Below are 19,192 nucleotides of genomic sequence, written 5' to 3' on the forward strand. Positions count from 1 at the left end.
AAAGGGATAGCGTTTAAATGCAAAATGGCGTAATGAAAGCCTGGCTAGATTCCTCGCATTTAGCTGGTGCTAATTCGACCTATGTCGAAGATCTTTATGAGGCATTTTTAGAAGACCCTTCATCTGTATCTGAACAATGGCAGGCAGTATTTTCAGAGCTCCCTGCAGTCAACGGTGCAGTCGAAGACACCCCCCACGCTCCAATCCGTGATTATTTCCGCCGTTTAGCTAAAGATAATTCACGCTTTAGCTCACCGGTTGAAGACCCTCAGCATAGTGCCAAGCAAGTTAAAGTACTGCAATTGATTAACGCCTATCGTTTTCGTGGCCATCAGCATGCTCAACTTGATCCACTCGGTTTATGGCAGCAAGAGCGTGTAGCCGATTTATCTCCAGAGTTTCATGCCCTAGATAGCGCTGATTTTGAAGAAACCTTCAATGTTGGTTCTTATGCTATTGGTAAAGAAACGATGGCATTAAAAGACCTGCACAAATCTTTACTCAAAACCTATTGTGGTTCGATTGGTGCGGAATACATGCACATTACCGACACTGAAGAAAAACGATGGATCCAAAGTCGTTTAGAATCTGTTGAAGGTCAGGGTAAATTCACTCAAGAGGATCGGTTGCGCTTATTAAAAAGCTTAACTGCCGCTGAAGGTTTAGAGAAATATCTTGGTGCGAAATTTCCCGGAGCTAAACGATTTTCTCTTGAAGGTGGCGATAGCCTATTAGTGATGCTCAAGGAAATCGTTCGTTCTGCTGGGATCCAAGGTACTAAAGAAGTGGTTGTGGGCATGGCTCACCGAGGGCGCTTGAACGTTCTAGTTAATGTTCTAGGCAAAAACCCTTCAGAATTGTTTGATGAATTCGCCGGTAAGCATGATGAAAGTTGGGGCACCGGGGATGTTAAATATCACCAAGGTTTTAGCTCCGATTTTGAAACCCCCGGTGGTAAAGTTCATATGTCTTTGGCATTTAACCCTTCGCATCTGGAAATTGTTAATCCGGTGGTGATGGGGTCAGTTCGAGCTCGACAGGATCGTCGGGAAGGCGAGAACTGCTTACCAATTACCATTCATGGTGACTCGGCTATTGCTGGGCAAGGTGTGGTGCAAGAAACCTTTAATATGTCGCAAGCGCGTGGCTTTAAGGTGGGAGGGACTGTGCGTATTGTGGTAAACAACCAAGTTGGTTTTACCACCTCGAATCCTCGAGATACGCGTTCTACCCAATATTGTACCGATATTGCAAAAATGGTTCAGGCGCCTATTTTCCATGTTAATGGTGACGACCCTGAGGCCGTTGCCTTTGTTAGCCGTATGGCTTTGGACTACCGTAATACTTTTAAACGTGATGTGGTGATTGATTTAGTTTGTTACCGTCGTCATGGTCACAATGAAGCGGATGAACCGAACGCAACTCAACCTTTGATGTATCAACAAATCAAAAAACATCCGACGCCGCGTAAAGTTTATGCTGATTTGTTAATACAGCGTGGACAGCTTGAAAGCACCGATGCGACAGCGCTAGTCAATGGATACCGTGACCAATTGGATAACGGCGATTGCGTGGTTGAAGAATGGCGTCCGATGACACAGCACAGTGTGGATTGGCGGCCATATCTTGGGCATGAATGGGATATGGCTTACGATTCTAGTTTACCCATCGAGGATATTTATAGCTTGGGTGAGCGATTAACCACTGTACCAGAAACGCACAAGTTGCATCCGCGGGTTAAGAAAATTAATGATGACCGGATCTTAATGAGCCGTGGTGAGAAGGCGGTTGATTGGGGCTTTGCTGAAAACTTGGCATATGCCAGTTTATTAGACGCTAAGCAGAATATTCGATTTACTGGACAAGATTCTGGTCGTGGTACTTTCTTCCATCGCCATGCGGTGTTGCATAGCCAAAATGACGCTTCTACCTATATCCCACTCAAGCACCTATCTGAGCAGCAAGGGCACCTAGCCTTATTTGACTCGGTATTATCGGAAGAGGCTGTGCTCGCATTTGAGTATGGTTATACCACTGCAGAGCCCTCAACCTTAGTTATTTGGGAAGCTCAATTTGGTGATTTTGCCAATGGTGCACAAGTGGTGATCGATCAGTTCTTGTCTTCTGGTGAGCAAAAATGGGGTCGGATGTGTGGTTTAGTGATGTTATTACCTCATGGTTATGAGGGGCAGGGTCCTGAACACTCATCTGCGCGTTTAGAACGTTACTTACAGTTGTGTGCTGAACATAACATGCAGGTGTGTGTGCCTTCTACTCCCGCTCAGGTTTATCATATGTTGCGTCGTCAGCAAATCAGACCGATGCGTCGACCTTTAGTCGTGATGTCTCCTAAATCGTTACTGCGTCACCCTCTGGCGGTGTCTTCTCTGGATGAGCTCGCCAATGGTCAGTTCTGCAACGCGATTGATGAGGTGGATGAACTGGATCCGAGCCAAGTTCGTCAAATTGTCATGTGTTCAGGTAAAGTTTACTATGATTTGCTCGAGCAGCGTCGTAAAAATGAACAGACAGATGTTGCGTTAATACGGATTGAGCAATTGTATCCATTCCCAGAGCAAGATGTGAAACAGATTTTTGAGCAATATCAGCATGTTGAACGTTTTGTTTGGTGTCAGGAAGAGCCGCTTAATCAAGGTGCTTGGTATAGCAGCCAGCATAATTTCAAATCGGTTATCCCAGCAGGTGCAAATTTACGTTACGCTGGACGACCAGCCTCGGCGTCGCCAGCAGTGGGTTACATGTCCCTTCACTTGAAACAACAACGCGCCCTAGTTACTGATGCGTTGACCGTTGAATAATTAAGAATTAAAGGAAGCCTTAATGAGCATTGAAATAAAAGTGCCAGACCTACCCGAATCAGTAGCTGACGCAACCATCGCAGTTTGGCATAAGCAACCCGGTGATGCCGTCGCGCGTGATGAAGTGATTGTGGATATCGAGACCGACAAAGTTGTACTTGAAGTTCCAGCAATGGAAGACGGTGTACTTGAAGAAATTATCGAAGCCGAAGGGGCCACGGTATTAGGTCAACAATTAATTGGTAAAATGAAAGCGGGCGCGGTCGCAGGTGAAGAAGCGAAACCTGCAGAAACGGTCGTAGAGAATAAACAAAGTAACGAAGAGCTTTCTCCTTCAGTTCGCCGTTTGGTGGCAGAAAAAGGCCTCGATGCCTCTGCAATTAAAGGAACGGGCCCGAGTGGGAGAATTACTAAAGAAGATGTTGAAGCGCATGTCGCTAAGCCAGCAGCTGCATCAGCCCCTCAAGCTGTTAAAGCTCAAGCTCCGGCTGTCGCTCAACCACCATTATCCTCGCGCAGCCAAAAACGCGTGCCAATGACACGTTTACGTAAACGTGTGGCAGAACGTTTATTAGAAGCTAAAAACACCACTGCGATGTTAACGACGTTTAATGAAGTGAACATGAAACCGATCATGAAGTTGCGCAAGCAATATCAAGAGGTGTTTGAAAAACGTCATGATATTCGACTTGGATTTATGTCGTTTTATGTGAAAGCCGTGGTTGAGGCTCTAAAACGTTTTCCAGAAGTCAATGCATCAATCGATGGGGACGAGATTGTCTATCATAATTATTTTGATGTGAGCATTGCCGTTTCAACGCCACGTGGTTTGGTTACTCCAGTCCTTCGTGACTGTGACTTGCTGAGTGTTGCAGATATCGAAAAAGGGATCCGTGAACTAGCGATTAAAGGCCGTGACGGTAAGTTAACCGTTGATGAGCTGATGGGTGGAAATTTCACAATTACCAATGGCGGGGTGTTTGGTTCATTGATGTCTACACCAATTATTAACCCACCTCAAAGCGCTATTTTAGGGATGCATAAAATTCAAGATCGGCCAATGGCGGTGAATGGGCAAGTGGAAATTTTGCCAATGATGTACCTCGCATTGTCTTATGATCATCGTTTGGTGGATGGAAAAGAGTCGGTTGGGTTTTTAGTCACCATTAAAGAGTTACTCGAAGACCCAACTCGCCTGTTGCTAGACGTTTAACACAAGTTTGTTTTGGGCCTGATCTTCAGGCCCTATTTCGGAAAGGTGTATTACACCTCTAATGTATCCCCTAACACTATGGATAGAACATCATGAATTTGCATGAATATCAGGCCAAGCAATTATTTGCCGATTATGGCTTGCCAGTGCCAGAAGGTTACGCCTGCGATACCCCACAAGAAGCAGCTGAAGCTGCAGGTAAAATCCCTGGTTCAACTTGGGTTGTAAAATGTCAGGTTCACGCGGGTGGACGTGGTAAAGCAGGGGGCGTAAAAGTCACTTCTGATAAAGAAGAGATCAAAGCTTTCGCGCAGCAGTGGTTAGGCAAAAACTTAGTCACTTATCAAACGGATGCGAATGGTCAACCAGTCTCTAAAATTTTGGTTGAAGAAGCTTCCGATATCGCCAATGAGCTATATTTAGGTGCTGTTGTCGATCGCGCTTCTCGTCGAGTGGTTTTTATGGCTTCAACAGAAGGTGGTATGGAGATTGAAAAAGTCGCCGAAGAAACGCCTGAGTTGATCCATCAAATGGCAATAGACCCATTGGTCGGGCCTCAGCCATATCAAGCCCGCGAGCTTGCATTTAAATTAGGTTTAGTTGGGAATCAAATTCGCCAATTTACTAAAATCTTTATTGGTTTGGCTGACATGTTTACCGATCACGATTTAGCCTTACTAGAAATTAACCCGTTAGTGGTCACTGGTAGTGGCGACTTAATTTGTCTCGATGGAAAAATTAATATCGATTCAAACGCGATGTACCGTCAGCCTAAACTGCGTGAAATGCACGATGCTTCGCAAGAAGACGAGCGTGAGGCGCATGCTGCTCAATGGGAGCTTAATTATGTCGCTCTTGATGGTAGCATTGGTTGTATGGTGAATGGTGCTGGTCTTGCGATGGGAACCATGGATATCGTGCAATTGCATGGCGGCTCACCCGCTAACTTCTTAGATGTTGGCGGCGGTGCGACCAAAGAGCGGGTTACTGAGGCGTTCAAGATTATTTTGTCTGATGACAAAGTGAAAGCGGTACTGGTAAACATCTTCGGTGGCATTGTTCGTTGTGATTTAATTGCCGATGGTATTATTGGTGCGGTTGAAGAAGTTGGCGTGAATGTTCCGGTGGTCGTTCGCCTTGAGGGCAACAACGCTGAATTAGGAACCCAACGTTTGGCTGAGTCTGGCCTTAACATTATTGCAGCGACCAGCTTAACGGATGCTGCAGAGCAAGTCGTTAAAGCTGCGGAGGCCAAATAATGAGCATTTTAATCGACAAAAATACCAAAGTAATCTGTCAAGGTTTCACTGGTGGACAAGGTACTTTCCACTCAGAGCAAGCGATAGAGTACGGAACCCAAATGGTTGGCGGAGTATCACCAGGTAAAGGCGGTCAAACGCATTTAGGCCTACCGGTATTTAATACTGTAAGTCAAGCCGTACAAGCAACAGGCGCCGATGCAACTGTTATCTATGTACCAGCCCCATTTTGTAAAGACGCTATCTTAGAAGCGATTGCTGCTGGCATTAAAATCATCATTACGATTACCGAAGGTATTCCAACCTTGGATATGCTTGAAGTAAAAGTGAAGTTAGATGAAGCTGGGGCGCGTATGATTGGCCCTAACTGTCCGGGTGTAATTACGCCTGATGAATGTAAAATAGGTATTATGCCTGGCCATATTCATAAAGCGGGTAAAGTGGGGATTGTATCGCGCTCTGGTACGCTCACTTACGAAGCGGTTAAGCAAACTACCGATGAGGGCTTTGGCCAGTCAACTTGTGTTGGTATTGGCGGAGACCCCATCCCAGGTTCAAACTTTATCGACATTCTAGAAATGTTTCAGAATGATGCTAAAACGGAAGCCATCGTGATGATCGGTGAAATTGGTGGTAGCGCGGAAGAAGAAGCTGCCGCATACATTAAAGCGAATGTCACCAAGCCCGTTGTTTCTTATATTGCGGGTGTTACTGCGCCTCCTGGTAAACGTATGGGCCACGCCGGTGCGATTATTGCCGGTGGTAAAGGAACGGCAGCGGATAAATTTGCTGCTCTTGAAGATGCAGGTGTAAAAACAGTGCGAAGTTTAGCTGATATTGGCAAAGCCTTACGTGAAGTCACCGGCTGGTAATTTCTATTAATCTTATAAAGCGCCTAAGGGCGCTTTTTTTATGTCTCGAATCGTATGACTGACCAGTCATACCAATCTAATTCATTATATGATCAACTTATTGCACAGAATAAATCTGCCGATAACGAGGCATTAAGTGCAGTAACTAGTGGCTCTAATGACTCGATACATCACGCAGTTAGTGGTTATTTAGGTCAGCAAGAACGAAGTGATAATAAGTTTGATGGGTATCACGAAGAGGTTTATGCGAGTCATTCAGTTTCAAATGTCACATCACTTATTCTTAATATCACAATAAGTGATGTTAGCGAGCTGAATCACTTGATTTTATCAAGCGGATCAACAACGATGGGGTACACGGATGCAAATATAATAATCAATAGACTAACGACAAGGAGGCATCATGAAGGATTCTCTGCCTATAGAACATTTGTATTACACGGAAAGTAGCTTAGAAAAGATTTTGAGCAACTTGGATAAGGTGAGACAAAATATCTTTCCCAATTTATCCGAAGAAAAAGACATATTGGAGCAAAGCTTCCCCTCGGTTTGCTTGATTGGCCTCGGCCGATGTGGCTCAAATATCGCGTTGGATGTAGCCACTTTAGTATACAACTCTCGAACGCATTATCTTAAAGAAATTGAGTATCAAGACCAGTTGGCGCAGGAGCGAGAGTTTAAGCCGATGCGCTGGATTAAAAATCATTTACCGATTGATTCTGGTAATGAAGACAATCCTGTTTTCTTGATTGAACCAGTAGTATTAGTCGGAGATTTAGACAAGGATATCGCGGGCCGAATCAAGTATTCCTCACAGTCAGGTCGTCAACAGTTTTTAGACGAATATAAAAAGCTGCAGTTAATGGATTTGTCGGAGGTACACGCGGGTGGTGCCGGTAATGCACCGATCCTAGGGCAATATCTTGCGAAAATCATTTTAAACAAAGACACCGGAAGCTTTAGAAACGAAGATTGGCGGCATATTCATTCTTATTTGGTTGATTCTTGTGGGATAAAAGCTAATCAGTCACGCTTGTATTTTTATATTTTTAGTGCGGGAGGTGGCACAGGCTCAGGCATGGCTTCTGAGTTTGGTTTAGCCCAACAATTTTCCTACCTTAGTAAAACGTTTGATTATCAAGTCAATCCATCAAATCAACCAGACAAGCGCGACTCATTTGTATTTGAGCCTATTTTTACTTCCGGTATCTGTATTTTGCCAAACATCTCAGGTAATAGTATTGAGGTATCCGAAGCCTTACATATTAATGCTGGACGTCTGCTTTGTAAGTATCTATCGGAAGAGTGGGATTTTTCTTATAACGTTGAACGAGAGAGCATCGATACGCCAGACGATGTCATGCGACGGATCCGTCCATGGAACTCAATGATGTTGATTTCTAACGATATTATGCGCTATGTCGAACAGGACGAGAGTGACATTGCTAAAGATATTGATGTCAATACGATGGAGAAACACGCCAACCAATATATCTCTCAGCAGATCTTTAATATTCTAACTGCGCAAGCTGTTACAACCGATTATGATGAAAATTACTTTAGGCGAGCGGGGATTGATATTTCAGAAACCGTTCGTTTAGACGCCAATGATCTATTTATGAGTATGGCGGGTCCCGTGGCCGTTGCCTATGCTGAGAGTGTGGTGAACAAAGCAGTACATGATGATATAGATATTGATGAATTATTCTTTCGGTCTATTGATCTTCCTCATTTCAATCAAGATACGCAAGCCATCGAAGGCATTAGTATTTTGCCGATTGAGTCGCAACGTTATAAGCAGTCATTAAAGAAATATCAAGATAGCCACTACGATGCAGAACAGTTAAATCAATTACACTTCTTCAAGCATTGTTCGTCGGTGATTTCCATTATTTCTCTACCGAAAGACTATAAATTGTCATTCATGGACCTAAATAAATTAAAAGTACATATCAATAAGTTGTTTCCAAATACTACTTTAAAGCGTTATGCCTTGGTGATTGGGGCTTCAGCGAATTTGTCCTTAACGACACTGGTTGCGAAAAGCCCATGCTTGAGTGATGACTTTTTAACCTTGGTTGTCGCTTATATTAAGCGCTGCTTTGCGAAAGATGAGTTCCGTTATAATGACGACATTGATCAAGCTATATTGCGCTTTATTATGGAAGATGAGTTTAAGCCCGAAGAGTTACATGCATTTTTGTGGGAGTTTGAAAATCCGGCTAAAATTCTTGATACGAATTGGTATGCGATTAAGCCTATGTATGAAAAAAAATATCGAGAGCTGATTGGAGACTCAAACAAGTTTGTGTCAATTAACGATATTCGTCTTGGCTTTAAAAATGTGGAGAATGCGGTGAAATATCTACGCGAGATATATCGTCATCGAATTAGTAAGACAAATATTCTTTCCTTGGATACTCAAGCCGATGGCGTGATTCATTTATCGCCAACGTTACATGCAATAGATCCGGTCATTAAAGCTAAGTAAATACAAATACCAGAGGGGGCTGCAAAGCCTCCTTTTTGGTATCTGTGCGCTTGCTTATGCAGAGGTTGTGGTGGCTGCTGTTTGGGACTCGGGCGTAGTATCTTGCTGTTGTTGTTTTAGTAAATTGTAATTCATCACGGCTTTGCGGTTAGTTGCGATGTTTCGTTCAATAATATAGTGAAGTTCAGACTTCATGTGATCTCCTTTTAAAGCATAAAAACTGAAAAATCATTTGTATGACATTCAGTATGTGGGCGCCATGCTACATAAATGTGAATCAAAAATGAACTATTTACTTCGTTTTGTGGTTTAAATTGATGTTTAACTAAATAAATGCGCTGTATGCCTGAATCAATTGGCGATTGCTAATGAGGCTCAGATTAACTTTGGACAAGTATGAGAATTTGTTCCAAAATGTCGGCGTTATCTGATTAGGGTCATAAAAGGTTAACCTTGTGCATGGCACAATGCCGACACAAAAAAGAGTCTCTAATGGCGATGTATATCGCAATAACTCTATTATTTTAAAGATTTTTTGTTCTGATAGATCTGTTTATCACGGTATATCTTTGGTTTAGAAATGATCCTATCGGACATATTTGTTGAATTATTTTTGTAAATTTGGTCAATTCAGCTTTTAGTGAGGGAATGATGGTTAAAAAAATTGGTGTTTTAACTAGTGGTGGTGATGCCCCTGGTATGAATGCAGCCGTACGAGCAGTGGTACGTAGTGCCTTGTCTCAAGGCATTGAAGTTTATGGTATTTATGATGGTTATATGGGCCTGCATGAAGACAATATTAAAAAATTGGATCGCTTCAGTGTTTCCGATGTTATCAACCGTGGTGGTACTTTTCTAGGCTCCGCTCGTTTTCCTGAGTTTAAAGAACTCGCGGTTCGGGAAGTTGCCGTTAAAAACTTAGAAAAACACGGTATTGAAGCTTTAGTTGTCATTGGTGGTGATGGTTCATACATGGGCGCCAAAAAGTTAACTGAAATGGGTTTTCCATGTATTGGTTTGCCAGGTACCATCGATAATGATATTGCAGGGACTGACTATACGATTGGTTTTGATACGGCACTCAATGTTGTGATTGATGCGATTGACCGTATTCGGGATACTTCTTCTTCACATAATCGTATTTCGGTGATCGAGATCATGGGACGTTACTGTGGCGATCTTGCGATGCAGGCGAGTATTGCAGGTGGTGCAGAGTATGTGATTATTCCTGAAAAGGGCTTTAGTCGCGAAGAGTTGCTCAAAAGCTTAAAAGATGGCCAGAAAAAAGGTAAAAAACATGCGATTATTGCCATCACCGAACATATCACTAATGTGAATGAGTTGGCGGCAGGTATTGAAATGGCGACGGGTCGGGAAACTCGAGCGACGATTCTGGGCCATATTCAGCGTGGTGGTACACCAACCGGTCGTGACCGAGTGATGGCCAGTCGTATGGGGGCTTACGCGGTCGACTTGCTACTTGAAGGCGAGGGGGGTCGTTGCATTGGTATTCAAAATAATAAAATGGTCCATCACGATATTATTGATTGTATCGAAAATATGAAACGTCCATTTAATGAAGACTTATACGAACTATCTCGTCGTTTGTTTTAAGCTTTTATTCTAACAAAAACCTGCGGATGCAGGTTTTTTTATGTTTATTGCCTTACTCATAAGCATTGAGTGACCAATCATAATCCAGATAAACAATTGAGGCGGCTTGGAGCTCCCGCGGTTCAGCCTTTAATTCTTTCGAATAATGACTTAAGTAACGTTTTAAGTCAGCACCAAAATCTTCTTTGTACCACTTAAATATCGATGATAACTGTAGTTGGTTATTTGTTGCATGGTAAGTATTTTTGTCACTGTTTAAGAAAGCTCGAAACGCGCGCTCTAGTTGTTGTTGCAGATGCTCCGCACGATAGGCTGTGCTTTGTAAGGGCGGGCAGCTTTTTGCGGCACAAACGACTGCGCTATGGATCCATGGATTATTGTAAACAGGCCTAATCAATTCATGTTCTATATCATCAAGGCTGACCTTTTCCCCAAATAGATCAAAGCGCTTTTTCTTCCAGGGCGATTGAAACCACGATCCTAAGTCTCGAATAGAAGTAATGTTTGGGTAGGCACTTAAGACGAATTGCACTGTATAAGCGTTATAAGCATTAATTAGAAAGGCCAGTTGTTGATCTTGAGTCCAGGCATTAAATTGGACTTGGCTTACCTTCGCAACGGATACCAAGTAACGCTGCAATTTAGCTTGATCAAAATTGCTGTAATCAACTCGACTTTCATGATTAGCAACTGGCCAATGCACATATTCTTGTAGTAATTCATCCCATAGTTGCTGATCAAAGGGCTGGGCAACCGCCATAGGTTGACTAAATAGACTCATAAGGATTAAAACTTGAGCAAACAGACCGATTCTAGGGTGGAAAAGTACTTTTAGCGTTTGCAATAAGGGAAGGCTTAAGCGAGAATAGCCTCGCTTCTTCGGAAGCTCATCTATGGTGGCCCTGTTGGTCCTCCCGCATTGATACTCTGTGAACTCGGCCAGGCCCGGAAGGGAGCAACCGCAGCAGACGACTCGAGTGCCGGGATGTGGCTGATAGGGTTGCCACCCAATCCCATATATTCTATTACATTCCATAAATTTCAATTGAATCAGTCGATTGCTTATATCACTTAGCTTAGTCTTTTTTGCGGCGTAGGCTATATCAATAGCGTTTTGGAGTTTGGGCTGGCCTAATGCCAATCGAACTCATTAATTGTTCATTCTTGTTAACCTAAATCAGCGCTAAATGTATGATGTATATTGTAATTAGAGTCACTAGTTACTGCACTTCATGGCTGGTTATCGGCAGATTTACTCGGCGCAATAAGTTGATCATATAATGAATCAGATTGGTATAAGCTTGCCTCACTAGCACTATTTGAACGTCTATTTATTTGAATAGCGGTCCAAACTTAGTTTTTCTTAGCTTCAATCCGATAGATACGCCTTCGCTAAATGCTTTCTACTTATCATTTAAATTAATGCCTTCATCGAGCTTAAAACTTAGTTTAACACCTGATAAATAACACATTCTATTTTGTGTGAAAGTGATGCTCGTGTTTTATCACTCTCATTCAGATATAGCGCAGCTTCAGCAATCGTGAAGGTTTTTACAGGCATTTTCCCAATGAGTTATAGCCGGTTTTATCCTCAAATGAGATATATCGATTGACATCACATTTTTTGCAATTATCATTGCAGTAACAATAATTGCATAGGCAACTAATGCAGTGGCAATCATTTTGTGAGTGAGTGATGACCGTAACCAAAGAACAAAAAGATTTTATGCTAGATAATATCGGCTTTTTGCTAGGTAAAAGCTGTTACATCAAAGATAGGCTTTTAGACCAACATCTTATCCCCGAGGACATTACGTCTACCCAGGCAAAGGTCTTGTTTCAGATTTATCATTTTCGCCTGAATAGGCCTTCAGAAATAGGAAAATCGCTCAATGTTGATAATAGTGCGATTACTCGAATGTTGGATAGACTTGAAAAAAAATCACTTATAGAACGAGTCCCAGACCCGACGGATCGTCGTTCGCAGATCATCCATTTAACCCCGACAGGGAGTTCGGTGGTCGAACGTTCGCTACCGCTTGCGAAAAGTGCTATCGATGAGTTAACTCAAGCGCTATCGAAGCAAGAAATCGAGCAATTTCGTCATTGTCTGATAAAGATTGTCACTTCTAAAATTCCTGAGAATTGCCAGAAAAAATATTTGAAAGGTACAGACCCTGAATGAGAAAATATACAAAGTTAACGCCAGTGATGGTGACGCTGCTGTTATATGGTTGTGCTGCGCCGAAAAATATCCAGCCCCACAATCAATTGGCCGAAAAATCGATAATTGAGCACAGTGAAGTTCTTAATGCACAGCATTTATCACCTGCACTATGGCCAGCCGAAAATTGGTGGCTACCACTTGATGACCCTCAATTAGAGCGTTTGATTAAAACAGCTTTAAAAAATAGCCCAGATATTCAGTTAGCAAATGCAGCTTTAGTCAATGCGTCGTCGATGGTGATGGCGGCAGACGCTCAATTTGATCCGGTGATTACCGCTGACGCCGGTGTATCAAGAGCGCGTTTATCCCGTTCCCAAGATTATAGTTTGCAGGGGAATCGCTATGGCACTGTTTATAACCTTGGTTTGAATGGCTATTACTCATTTGATTTGTGGGGGGGAGAGCGCGATAGCTGGGAAGCTGCGGTGAATAATCAGCGGGCGGCTGAAGTTGATCATCAGGCCGCGAAAATTACCCTGTCGACAGCGATTGTTCATCGCTATGTTCAACTCTCGAATGCCTACGCTTTGCAAGATTTGGCGCAGAAAGATTTAGATCGTACTGTGGGGATTGTTGATATTACATCACGCCTGTTTAAACACGGTTTAACTTCTGAAGATCGACTCTACACTGCACAAAGCGGTGCTGCGTCGGCTAAGCAAACCCTAAAGAAACGCACACTGGCGGTGAAGCAACTTAAAAATGTCTTAGCGACTTTAGTTGGCCAAGGTCCTGATATTGCTACGAGCATTCATCGTCCAAGCGTCCATATGGATACTCACTTAGCGTTACCGCGCGAGATGCCTGCAAACTTACTTTCTCACCGTCCCGATATTGTGGCTGCGAAGTGGCGGGTCGAAGCCATGAGTAAAGAAATTGATTCTGCAAAAACGCGTTTTTATCCAAATGTGAATCTTAGTGCGACCGCTGGATTTAAAGCCATGCTTGGTGATGCAGTGTTTGAAGATGCGAGTCGTGCTTGGAGCGTGCAACCTGCGATTTCTCTGCCGCTATTCACCACTGGCTTAAAAGCAACATTAATCGAAAAAACAGCGGGTTACGATACTGCTGTCGCGCAGTACAACAAAACCTTGGTGAATGCGCTGGGTGAAGTCAGTGATAGCATTTTGTCCCTCCAGTCTATTCAGACTCAGCTCAAAGATGCTCACGAAAGTATGCACTTGGCAGACAAGAGTTACGTGATCACCGAAAAACGTTACGAAGCTGGGATGGGAAGCCAGCTTGAGGTTCTTATGGCGGAGCAGCAACTTATTCTGGCTGAATCGTCGTTTACATTATTAAAAAATCAGCAGCAAGAACAGCAAGTGCTACTGGTGCGTGCTTTAGGCGGTGGCTTTCGCCAAGAGCAATCAGTTCCCTCTACTCGTGCTGATAACTAGTCGTTATTAAGGTTATAAGAATGCAAGATACACATATTGAAAATGTAGCGTCACCCCAAAAAGGTAAGCGTAAAAAAAGTTTCACTATTTTTGCAGCAGTGCTGTTGCTTGCTGGTGTAGGCGCGAGTTATTACTACACAAATTATGTTGTAGACAATGAAGAAACCGAAGATGCTTATGTGAATGGCAACGTGGTTCAAATCACCCCAGAAATCAGCGGGACTGTGACTAAAATTGTGGCCGACGACGGTGATTATGTTGAAAAAGGCCAAGAATTGGTTCGTCTTGATGATGCCGACGCCGAAGTCGCTTTTGAAAGTTCGATGGCAAACCTAGCACAAACGGTTCGCCAAGTTCGTAGTTTGTTTAACAATGTTGAACAAGCAAAAGCCGTGGTTGATGAGAAGACCATCGCCTTAAATAAAGCTAAAAGTGATTTAAAACGTCGTGCAGATATGGTGAAAGCGGGTGGTCTTTCTCAAGAAGATCTAAGCCATGCCAAAGACATGGTGAATTCAGCCAAGAAAACACTGGCAGTTGCAGAGCAGCAGTTGAAATCCCACCAAGCGATGATCCATAACACCACTGTTGAAACCCATCCCTTGGTCAAAACTGCAATCACTAAAGTGAAACAAGCTTATTTGGCGAAGCAACGTACTCGTTTGGTTGCTCCGGTTTCAGGTTATGTCGCACAGCGCAATGTGCAAGTGGGTCAACGGATTAATCAAAGTTCAACCTTAATGGCTGTGGTTCCATTGGATGAAGTATGGATTGATGCCAACTTCAAAGAGACGCAACTCAATGATATGCGGATTGGTCAGCCAGTGACTCTCACCTCTGATTTGTATGGTGATGAGGTGGAGTTTCACGGGTCGGTTGAGAATTTAGGGATTGGTACTGGTAGTGCCTTTTCTATCCTCCCGGCGCAAAACGCCACTGGTAACTGGATTAAAGTGGTACAGCGCTTACCGGTACGAATTGCCTTAGATAAACGCGAAATTGAAAAATCGCCACTGCGGATCGGTTTATCGATGATGGTACACGTTGATACCAAAGACACCAGTGGTCAGTTATTGGCGCAAAAGAACTCAAAGGCGGTAGCGCGTTACCAAACCGATGTATACGCACAATCGTTGCAAGGCGTTGATGATTTGATCGTTCACATTATTTCTGAAAACGATATTTTGGGCGAGTTATACGTTGCCCAGAAATAGAAAGGTAGTGAAATGAGTGAACAACAGGGGTTTCGACCCGCCAATATGGGCCTGTGTGTATTTGCAATTGCGCTTGGTGTGTTCATGCAAGTACTCGACACTACGATCGCCAACGTATCACTACCGACAATTGCGGGGAATATGGGCGTGAGTCTCAATCAAGGGACTTGGGTCATTACCTCCTTCACCGTGAGTAATGCCATTGGTTTGCCGATTACCGCGTGGTTGAGTCGTAGAGTGGGGGAAGTACAGTTGTATGTTGGTGCGCTAATCGCCTTTAGTGTCACTTCCTTCCTCTGCGGTATTTCGCAAAGTATGGGCGAGCTGGTGTTATTCCGTACTTTGCAAGGTTTTGCCGCTGCACCGCTGTTTCCGATGAGTCAAGTCTTGCTGTTGTCTATCTTTCCCAAAGAAAAACGCAGTATGGCTTTGGCATTGCTGGGGATGGTGGCGGTAGTGGGTCCGATTGTTGGGCCTATCTTAGGTGGGTGGTTAACCTACGACTATAGTTGGCCATGGATCTTCTTAATTAATATTCCTATCGGTATATTTACCGTGATGGTTATTTTGACCCAGCTCAAAGACCGTCCACATAAGCCGGTTAAGTCAAAACTGGATATTATTGGCTTAGCAACCATGGCTTTAGGGGTTGGTGCCTTACAAATTGTACTGGATAAAGGAAATGAGCTGGATTGGTTTGCAAACCCATGGATCATTGGCGGCACCGTATTTGCGGTGATTATGCTGGTATTTATGGTGATTTGGGAGCTCACCGATGAGAATCCAATCATCAACCTGCGCCTTTTTGCCAATCGTAATTTTTGCATTGGTACTATTTTATTGACCTTGGGGTATTCTGGCTTTTTTAGTATTAACTTGATCCTGCCGCAGTGGTTACAAAGTCAAATGGGCTATACCGCTTTATGGGCTGGGTTTGCAGCGGCACCATTGGGCGTGATACCGCTATTTATGACTCCTATTCTGGGACGGTTTGGTAGTCATCTTGATATGCGGAAATTAGCCGCGACATCATTTCTGGTCATTGGGATCAGTTGTTACGCGCGTGCTAAATTCAATATCGAGATTGATTTTGCGAGCATCGCGGCGGTTCAACTGTTTATGGGGATCGGTATTTCGTTGTTCTTTATGCCGATGACAACTATTTTGTTGTCAGATCTTAGTGGGCCCGATGTCTCTGATGCCGCCTCATTGTCGACTTTTATACGCACCATTGGCGCTAGCTTTGCTTCGTCGTTGACCACTTGGATTTGGTCGAGAAATGCTAGCTTACACCATTCGGTTATGACGGAGCATATCTCTCCGTATAATCCTTTGATTGCGCCTTCGCTACAGAGACATTCTGAAACTACCTTAGCCATTTTAAATGGTTCAATTACGACGCAATCATTCATGATGTCGACGATTGACTTGTTTACTATTTTGATGGTGTTATTTATCGCCTTAGTTCCGTTTATTTTCTTGACCAGGAAGGCGGTGAAACATGCTTAAATACTGCTGCTGAGTAAGCTTTCAATCACTCTTTTAAGTGTAGAGCCAGTCAATTGAAATGACTGGCTTTTCTTTTATTTGGGTGTTTTCTGTTTGCAGGTGAGTACTATTTTAACTGTGATTTTTACTTGGTTCTTAATGTTATTCTTCCATCGACAATAACTCTTTTTAGCATAACTTAGTTGTTGATTTATGATTGATGCTACTGAAATCAATATGAAATCGTGATACCACACCTAGTAATCAATGCATCAAATATGAGACAGCAGGAGCCTTATGGAAGAACTTCAAGGTGGTCGAAAAGGCTCGGTTTTTCGTTTAGCAGACAAGGTTTATCGTCCCTGTGGATTTTGGTCGCAATCGATTCATCAATTACTCAGGCACTTAAAACGTGAGCAGTTTTACGGCGCTCCAGAATCATTTGGTTTCGATGAGCAGGGACATGAGATCCTATCTTATATACTTGGTGATGTTTACAACTACCCATTGGTCGGTGCTATCGCAACGAAAGCTGCATTATGTTCTGCAGCCGCTGTTTTACGTCTATATCACGATGCCACCGTTTCATTTGTTCAGTGTGGACAAAGCAATCAATTCAAGTGGTTGCTACCGGCAAGAGAACCACAAGAAGTCATCTGCCACGGTGATTATGCACCGTACAATGTGGCATTAAATGGAAATACAGTGGTTGGTATTTTTGATTTTGATACCGCGCATCCAGCTCCAAGAATTTGGGATGTCGCTTACGCTGTTTATTGCTGGGCACCATTTAAGACTAAACCGAATGATGCCTTGGGGGATTTAAGGCTGCAATCCATTCGTGCAAAGCAATTTTGTGATTCATATGGCTTGCCATATTCCGAGCGTGTCCAGTTAGTTGATGTGATGATATCGAGGATACAAGCCTTGCTTGATTTTATGCACGACCAAGCAGCCAAAGGGAATGAGGCATTTATTGCTAATCTCAAGGATGACCATCATTTGGCTTATATAGCAGACATTGAATATTTAAAGCTGCATCAACAAATAATTACGGACAGTCTAAATGGCGATTAGTTCGGCCAATTGTTGGCGTACAATAAAGTATTGAACAATACATTAAAGTCTGATTATTTTTTGCTGTAAGTGAATAGTTCAGCATTCATGATTTATCTCATTGTTGTCGTATTACTTGTTACGACAAGCCAAAGCTATACTCCTGAAAAACCAGCTTACGCTTAGCTTTTCTTTTTTTATGGGTAAACTACTGTGATGGTATGGCTCTTCACCGTTCTTGGTGGAAAGTCATATCAAGCCCTCCAAAGTGAAATAAAATAGCTCGCTTAAAGCGTTCTTTATTTCTAAAACCCATCGAACGTATTTTTAGGCGCTGAATGTTTCCATTTATCGCTTCTGCCAAGCCATTTGATACCTTATAACGCATCGCATTGATGATGCCCTTTAAGTGCGTTTTCACGGTTTCTGCTGCTGTCATCATCGGCCTGATTTGACTGACCTTTATGAGTGCTAACCAATCATTCCAAGCCGCTTTGGCGTTAGCTGCATGGCCATACCAAATGGCTCTTGCTTGCTCTTTGAATATCCAGCTCAAGGCCAGTATTTTGCATCATCTTGGCCAGCGCATTCACTCTTTCTCTCAATGTCCCATGTAGGTGGCTGTTTCGTTTTAACCATCCATACCGTGTTTGGTGGCACTCTCTTTTTAAATGCTGGGGCAACGCCATGAGTTCGCTTTTTCTCACTTAATTCACCGCTTTAGTGAGCACCTTTGCGATATGAAAATGGTCTATGGCTATCATTTGCTTAGCCCGCTCACCGAAGTAGTCATATGCTGCGTTTATATATGCTCTGCTCATGTCCATCGATATGGAACGTGTAACCATTGTTGACTCAGGGGGCAATGCCTTAAAGCAAGCAGATAGGCTCATGCCTGTTCGACCGTCTTCAACCGATATCACCTGACCATCACGATTGGATAATACCGTGACATAGTCATGGCCTTTCTTAAATGCCGTTTCATCGACCAACAGGTCTTGGTAGTTGATGGTGGTTCTGGCTGTCAGACCGCGTTGAACGGCCCGAGTCATCATCCGGTCAATGGCTCCCCAGCTAAGCCGATAGGTTTTACTCACCGCGTATAAGGAACTGACTTTAAGCATCTCTATAACGCGAGCCTCAAACAGCTCTGTGTAGCGACTGTTACTTGTCGCCCAAGGCTCTTGAAGTGTTTGTACCCCATGCTCTGGGCAATCAGCCCTAGGTACTTCAGCCTCAATGCGCGTTTCAAACTGACAGGTATCTAAATGTCGCCAAACCCGCCGCCGAGTATCGTGTCGACGAACAGCCTTACCGCAAGAGGGGCAAGCCGTTAATGAGCCTCGGTCATAGTCAACGCGTACGGTGATGGTTTGGGTTAACTCATTGAGTTCAACAGATGAAACAGCCCAAGGATGAGTTAATCCAAGAATGGATTGATAAAGCGTCGTGTCTTGCATGGTCGCGAGGTATTCATGAACGTTTACTTATTATCTCGCTCATTAATGTTTGTTGAAAGTGTTTCCACTACATTCGGTG

Annotated in this window: 13 protein-coding genes, 1 other RNA gene and 1 pseudogene; 12 read left to right on the forward strand and 3 right to left on the reverse strand. The window is 43.4% G+C overall.

What is annotated here, in order from left to right:
- Nucleotides 1–17: 17 nt before the first annotated feature.
- From sucA to ACRRSX_RS09740, 5 genes are all read left to right on the forward strand, one after another.
- On the forward strand, nt 18–2,819 hold the full coding sequence (gene sucA / locus ACRRSX_RS09720; RefSeq protein WP_432469654.1) for a 2-oxoglutarate dehydrogenase E1 component: 2,802 nt from the start codon (nt 18–20) through the stop codon (nt 2,817–2,819).
- A 22-nt stretch (nt 2,820–2,841) separates the two neighbouring features.
- Nucleotides 2,842–4,032 (forward strand): 2-oxoglutarate dehydrogenase complex dihydrolipoyllysine-residue succinyltransferase, encoded by a 1,191-nt coding sequence (gene odhB, locus ACRRSX_RS09725; RefSeq protein ID WP_432453401.1) that lies wholly within the window; start codon nt 2,842–2,844, stop codon nt 4,030–4,032.
- Nucleotides 4,033–4,124: 92 nt separating this feature from the next.
- On the forward strand, nt 4,125–5,291 hold the full coding sequence (gene sucC / locus ACRRSX_RS09730; protein ID WP_432453400.1) for an ADP-forming succinate--CoA ligase subunit beta: 1,167 nt from the start codon (nt 4,125–4,127) through the stop codon (nt 5,289–5,291).
- The gene (sucD, locus tag ACRRSX_RS09735; protein WP_432453399.1) at nt 5,291–6,163 is read left to right on the forward strand and encodes a succinate--CoA ligase subunit alpha; all 873 of its coding nucleotides are present in this window, start codon (nt 5,291–5,293) and stop codon (nt 6,161–6,163) included. Before sucC ends, sucD begins: the two co-directional genes overlap by 1 nt.
- A 403-nt stretch (nt 6,164–6,566) precedes the next feature.
- A complete protein-coding gene (locus ACRRSX_RS09740) occupies nt 6,567–8,654 on the forward strand; it encodes a hypothetical protein (RefSeq protein WP_432453398.1) in 2,088 nt (695 codons plus the stop codon).
- A 54-nt stretch (nt 8,655–8,708) separates the two neighbouring features.
- On the opposite strand, the gene ACRRSX_RS09745 is transcribed toward ACRRSX_RS09740, so the two are convergent.
- Entirely contained in the window at nt 8,709–8,849 is a 141-nt protein-coding gene (locus ACRRSX_RS09745) for a hypothetical protein (protein ID WP_432453397.1), read from the reverse strand.
- Between the two features lie 456 nt (nt 8,850–9,305).
- Here ACRRSX_RS09745 and pfkA point away from each other — a divergent pair, with 456 nt between their 5' ends.
- The gene (gene pfkA, locus ACRRSX_RS09750) at nt 9,306–10,268 is read left to right on the forward strand and encodes a 6-phosphofructokinase (protein ID WP_432456189.1); all 963 of its coding nucleotides are present in this window, start codon (nt 9,306–9,308) and stop codon (nt 10,266–10,268) included.
- A 52-nt stretch (nt 10,269–10,320) separates the two neighbouring features.
- Here pfkA and ACRRSX_RS09755 read toward each other — a convergent pair whose 3' ends face one another.
- Nucleotides 10,321–11,049 (reverse strand): DUF547 domain-containing protein, encoded by a 729-nt coding sequence (locus ACRRSX_RS09755; RefSeq protein WP_432453396.1) that lies wholly within the window; start codon nt 11,047–11,049, stop codon nt 10,321–10,323.
- A gap of 122 nt (nt 11,050–11,171) precedes the next feature.
- Between ACRRSX_RS09755 and ffs the strand changes: the two genes are divergently transcribed.
- The 6 genes from ffs to ACRRSX_RS09785 all read left to right on the forward strand — a co-directional run bounded on the left by ffs (nt 11,172) and on the right by ACRRSX_RS09785 (nt 17,674).
- Nucleotides 11,172–11,268: signal recognition particle sRNA small type (ffs, locus tag ACRRSX_RS09760), an RNA gene on the forward strand.
- A 696-nt stretch (nt 11,269–11,964) separates the two neighbouring features.
- A complete protein-coding gene (locus tag ACRRSX_RS09765) occupies nt 11,965–12,453 on the forward strand; it encodes a MarR family winged helix-turn-helix transcriptional regulator (RefSeq protein ID WP_432453395.1) in 489 nt (162 codons plus the stop codon).
- On the forward strand, nt 12,450–13,895 hold the full coding sequence (locus ACRRSX_RS09770; protein ID WP_432453394.1) for an efflux transporter outer membrane subunit: 1,446 nt from the start codon (nt 12,450–12,452) through the stop codon (nt 13,893–13,895). The genes ACRRSX_RS09765 and ACRRSX_RS09770 overlap by 4 nt, the downstream gene beginning before the upstream one ends.
- 20 nt (nt 13,896–13,915) lie before the next feature.
- A complete protein-coding gene (locus tag ACRRSX_RS09775; protein WP_432453393.1) occupies nt 13,916–15,109 on the forward strand; it encodes an efflux RND transporter periplasmic adaptor subunit in 1,194 nt (397 codons plus the stop codon).
- Nucleotides 15,110–15,121: 12 nt separating this feature from the next.
- On the forward strand, nt 15,122–16,618 hold the full coding sequence (locus ACRRSX_RS09780) for a DHA2 family efflux MFS transporter permease subunit (protein ID WP_432453392.1): 1,497 nt from the start codon (nt 15,122–15,124) through the stop codon (nt 16,616–16,618).
- Between the two features lie 276 nt (nt 16,619–16,894).
- Entirely contained in the window at nt 16,895–17,674 is a 780-nt protein-coding gene (locus tag ACRRSX_RS09785; protein ID WP_432453391.1) for a phosphotransferase, read from the forward strand.
- A 208-nt stretch (nt 17,675–17,882) separates the two neighbouring features.
- On the opposite strand, the pseudogene ACRRSX_RS09790 reads toward ACRRSX_RS09785, so the two are convergent.
- Nucleotides 17,883–19,113: pseudogene (locus tag ACRRSX_RS09790) on the reverse strand (ISL3 family transposase).
- Nucleotides 19,114–19,192: the final 79 nt, after the last annotated feature.

The sequence above is a fragment of the Agarivorans sp. QJM3NY_30 genome, assembly GCF_050870855.2.
GTDB lineage: Bacteria > Pseudomonadota > Gammaproteobacteria > Enterobacterales > Celerinatantimonadaceae > Agarivorans.

Coding starts and splice junctions, on each gene's coding strand:
- sucA (WP_432469654.1), top strand. CDS start 18: ATGCAAAATGGCGTAATGAAAGCCTGGCTAGATTCCTCGCATTTAGCT.
- odhB (WP_432453401.1), top strand. CDS start 2,842: ATGAGCATTGAAATAAAAGTGCCAGACCTACCCGAATCAGTAGCTGAC.
- sucC (WP_432453400.1), top strand. CDS start 4,125: ATGAATTTGCATGAATATCAGGCCAAGCAATTATTTGCCGATTATGGC.
- sucD (WP_432453399.1), top strand. CDS start 5,291: ATGAGCATTTTAATCGACAAAAATACCAAAGTAATCTGTCAAGGTTTC.
- ACRRSX_RS09740 (WP_432453398.1), top strand. CDS start 6,567: ATGAAGGATTCTCTGCCTATAGAACATTTGTATTACACGGAAAGTAGC.
- ACRRSX_RS09745 (WP_432453397.1), bottom strand. CDS start 8,849: ATGAAGTCTGAACTTCACTATATTATTGAACGAAACATCGCAACTAAC.
- pfkA (WP_432456189.1), top strand. CDS start 9,306: ATGGTTAAAAAAATTGGTGTTTTAACTAGTGGTGGTGATGCCCCTGGT.
- ACRRSX_RS09755 (WP_432453396.1), bottom strand. CDS start 11,049: ATGAGTCTATTTAGTCAACCTATGGCGGTTGCCCAGCCCTTTGATCAG.
- ACRRSX_RS09765 (WP_432453395.1), top strand. CDS start 11,965: ATGACCGTAACCAAAGAACAAAAAGATTTTATGCTAGATAATATCGGC.
- ACRRSX_RS09770 (WP_432453394.1), top strand. CDS start 12,450: ATGAGAAAATATACAAAGTTAACGCCAGTGATGGTGACGCTGCTGTTA.
- ACRRSX_RS09775 (WP_432453393.1), top strand. CDS start 13,916: ATGCAAGATACACATATTGAAAATGTAGCGTCACCCCAAAAAGGTAAG.
- ACRRSX_RS09780 (WP_432453392.1), top strand. CDS start 15,122: ATGAGTGAACAACAGGGGTTTCGACCCGCCAATATGGGCCTGTGTGTA.
- ACRRSX_RS09785 (WP_432453391.1), top strand. CDS start 16,895: ATGGAAGAACTTCAAGGTGGTCGAAAAGGCTCGGTTTTTCGTTTAGCA.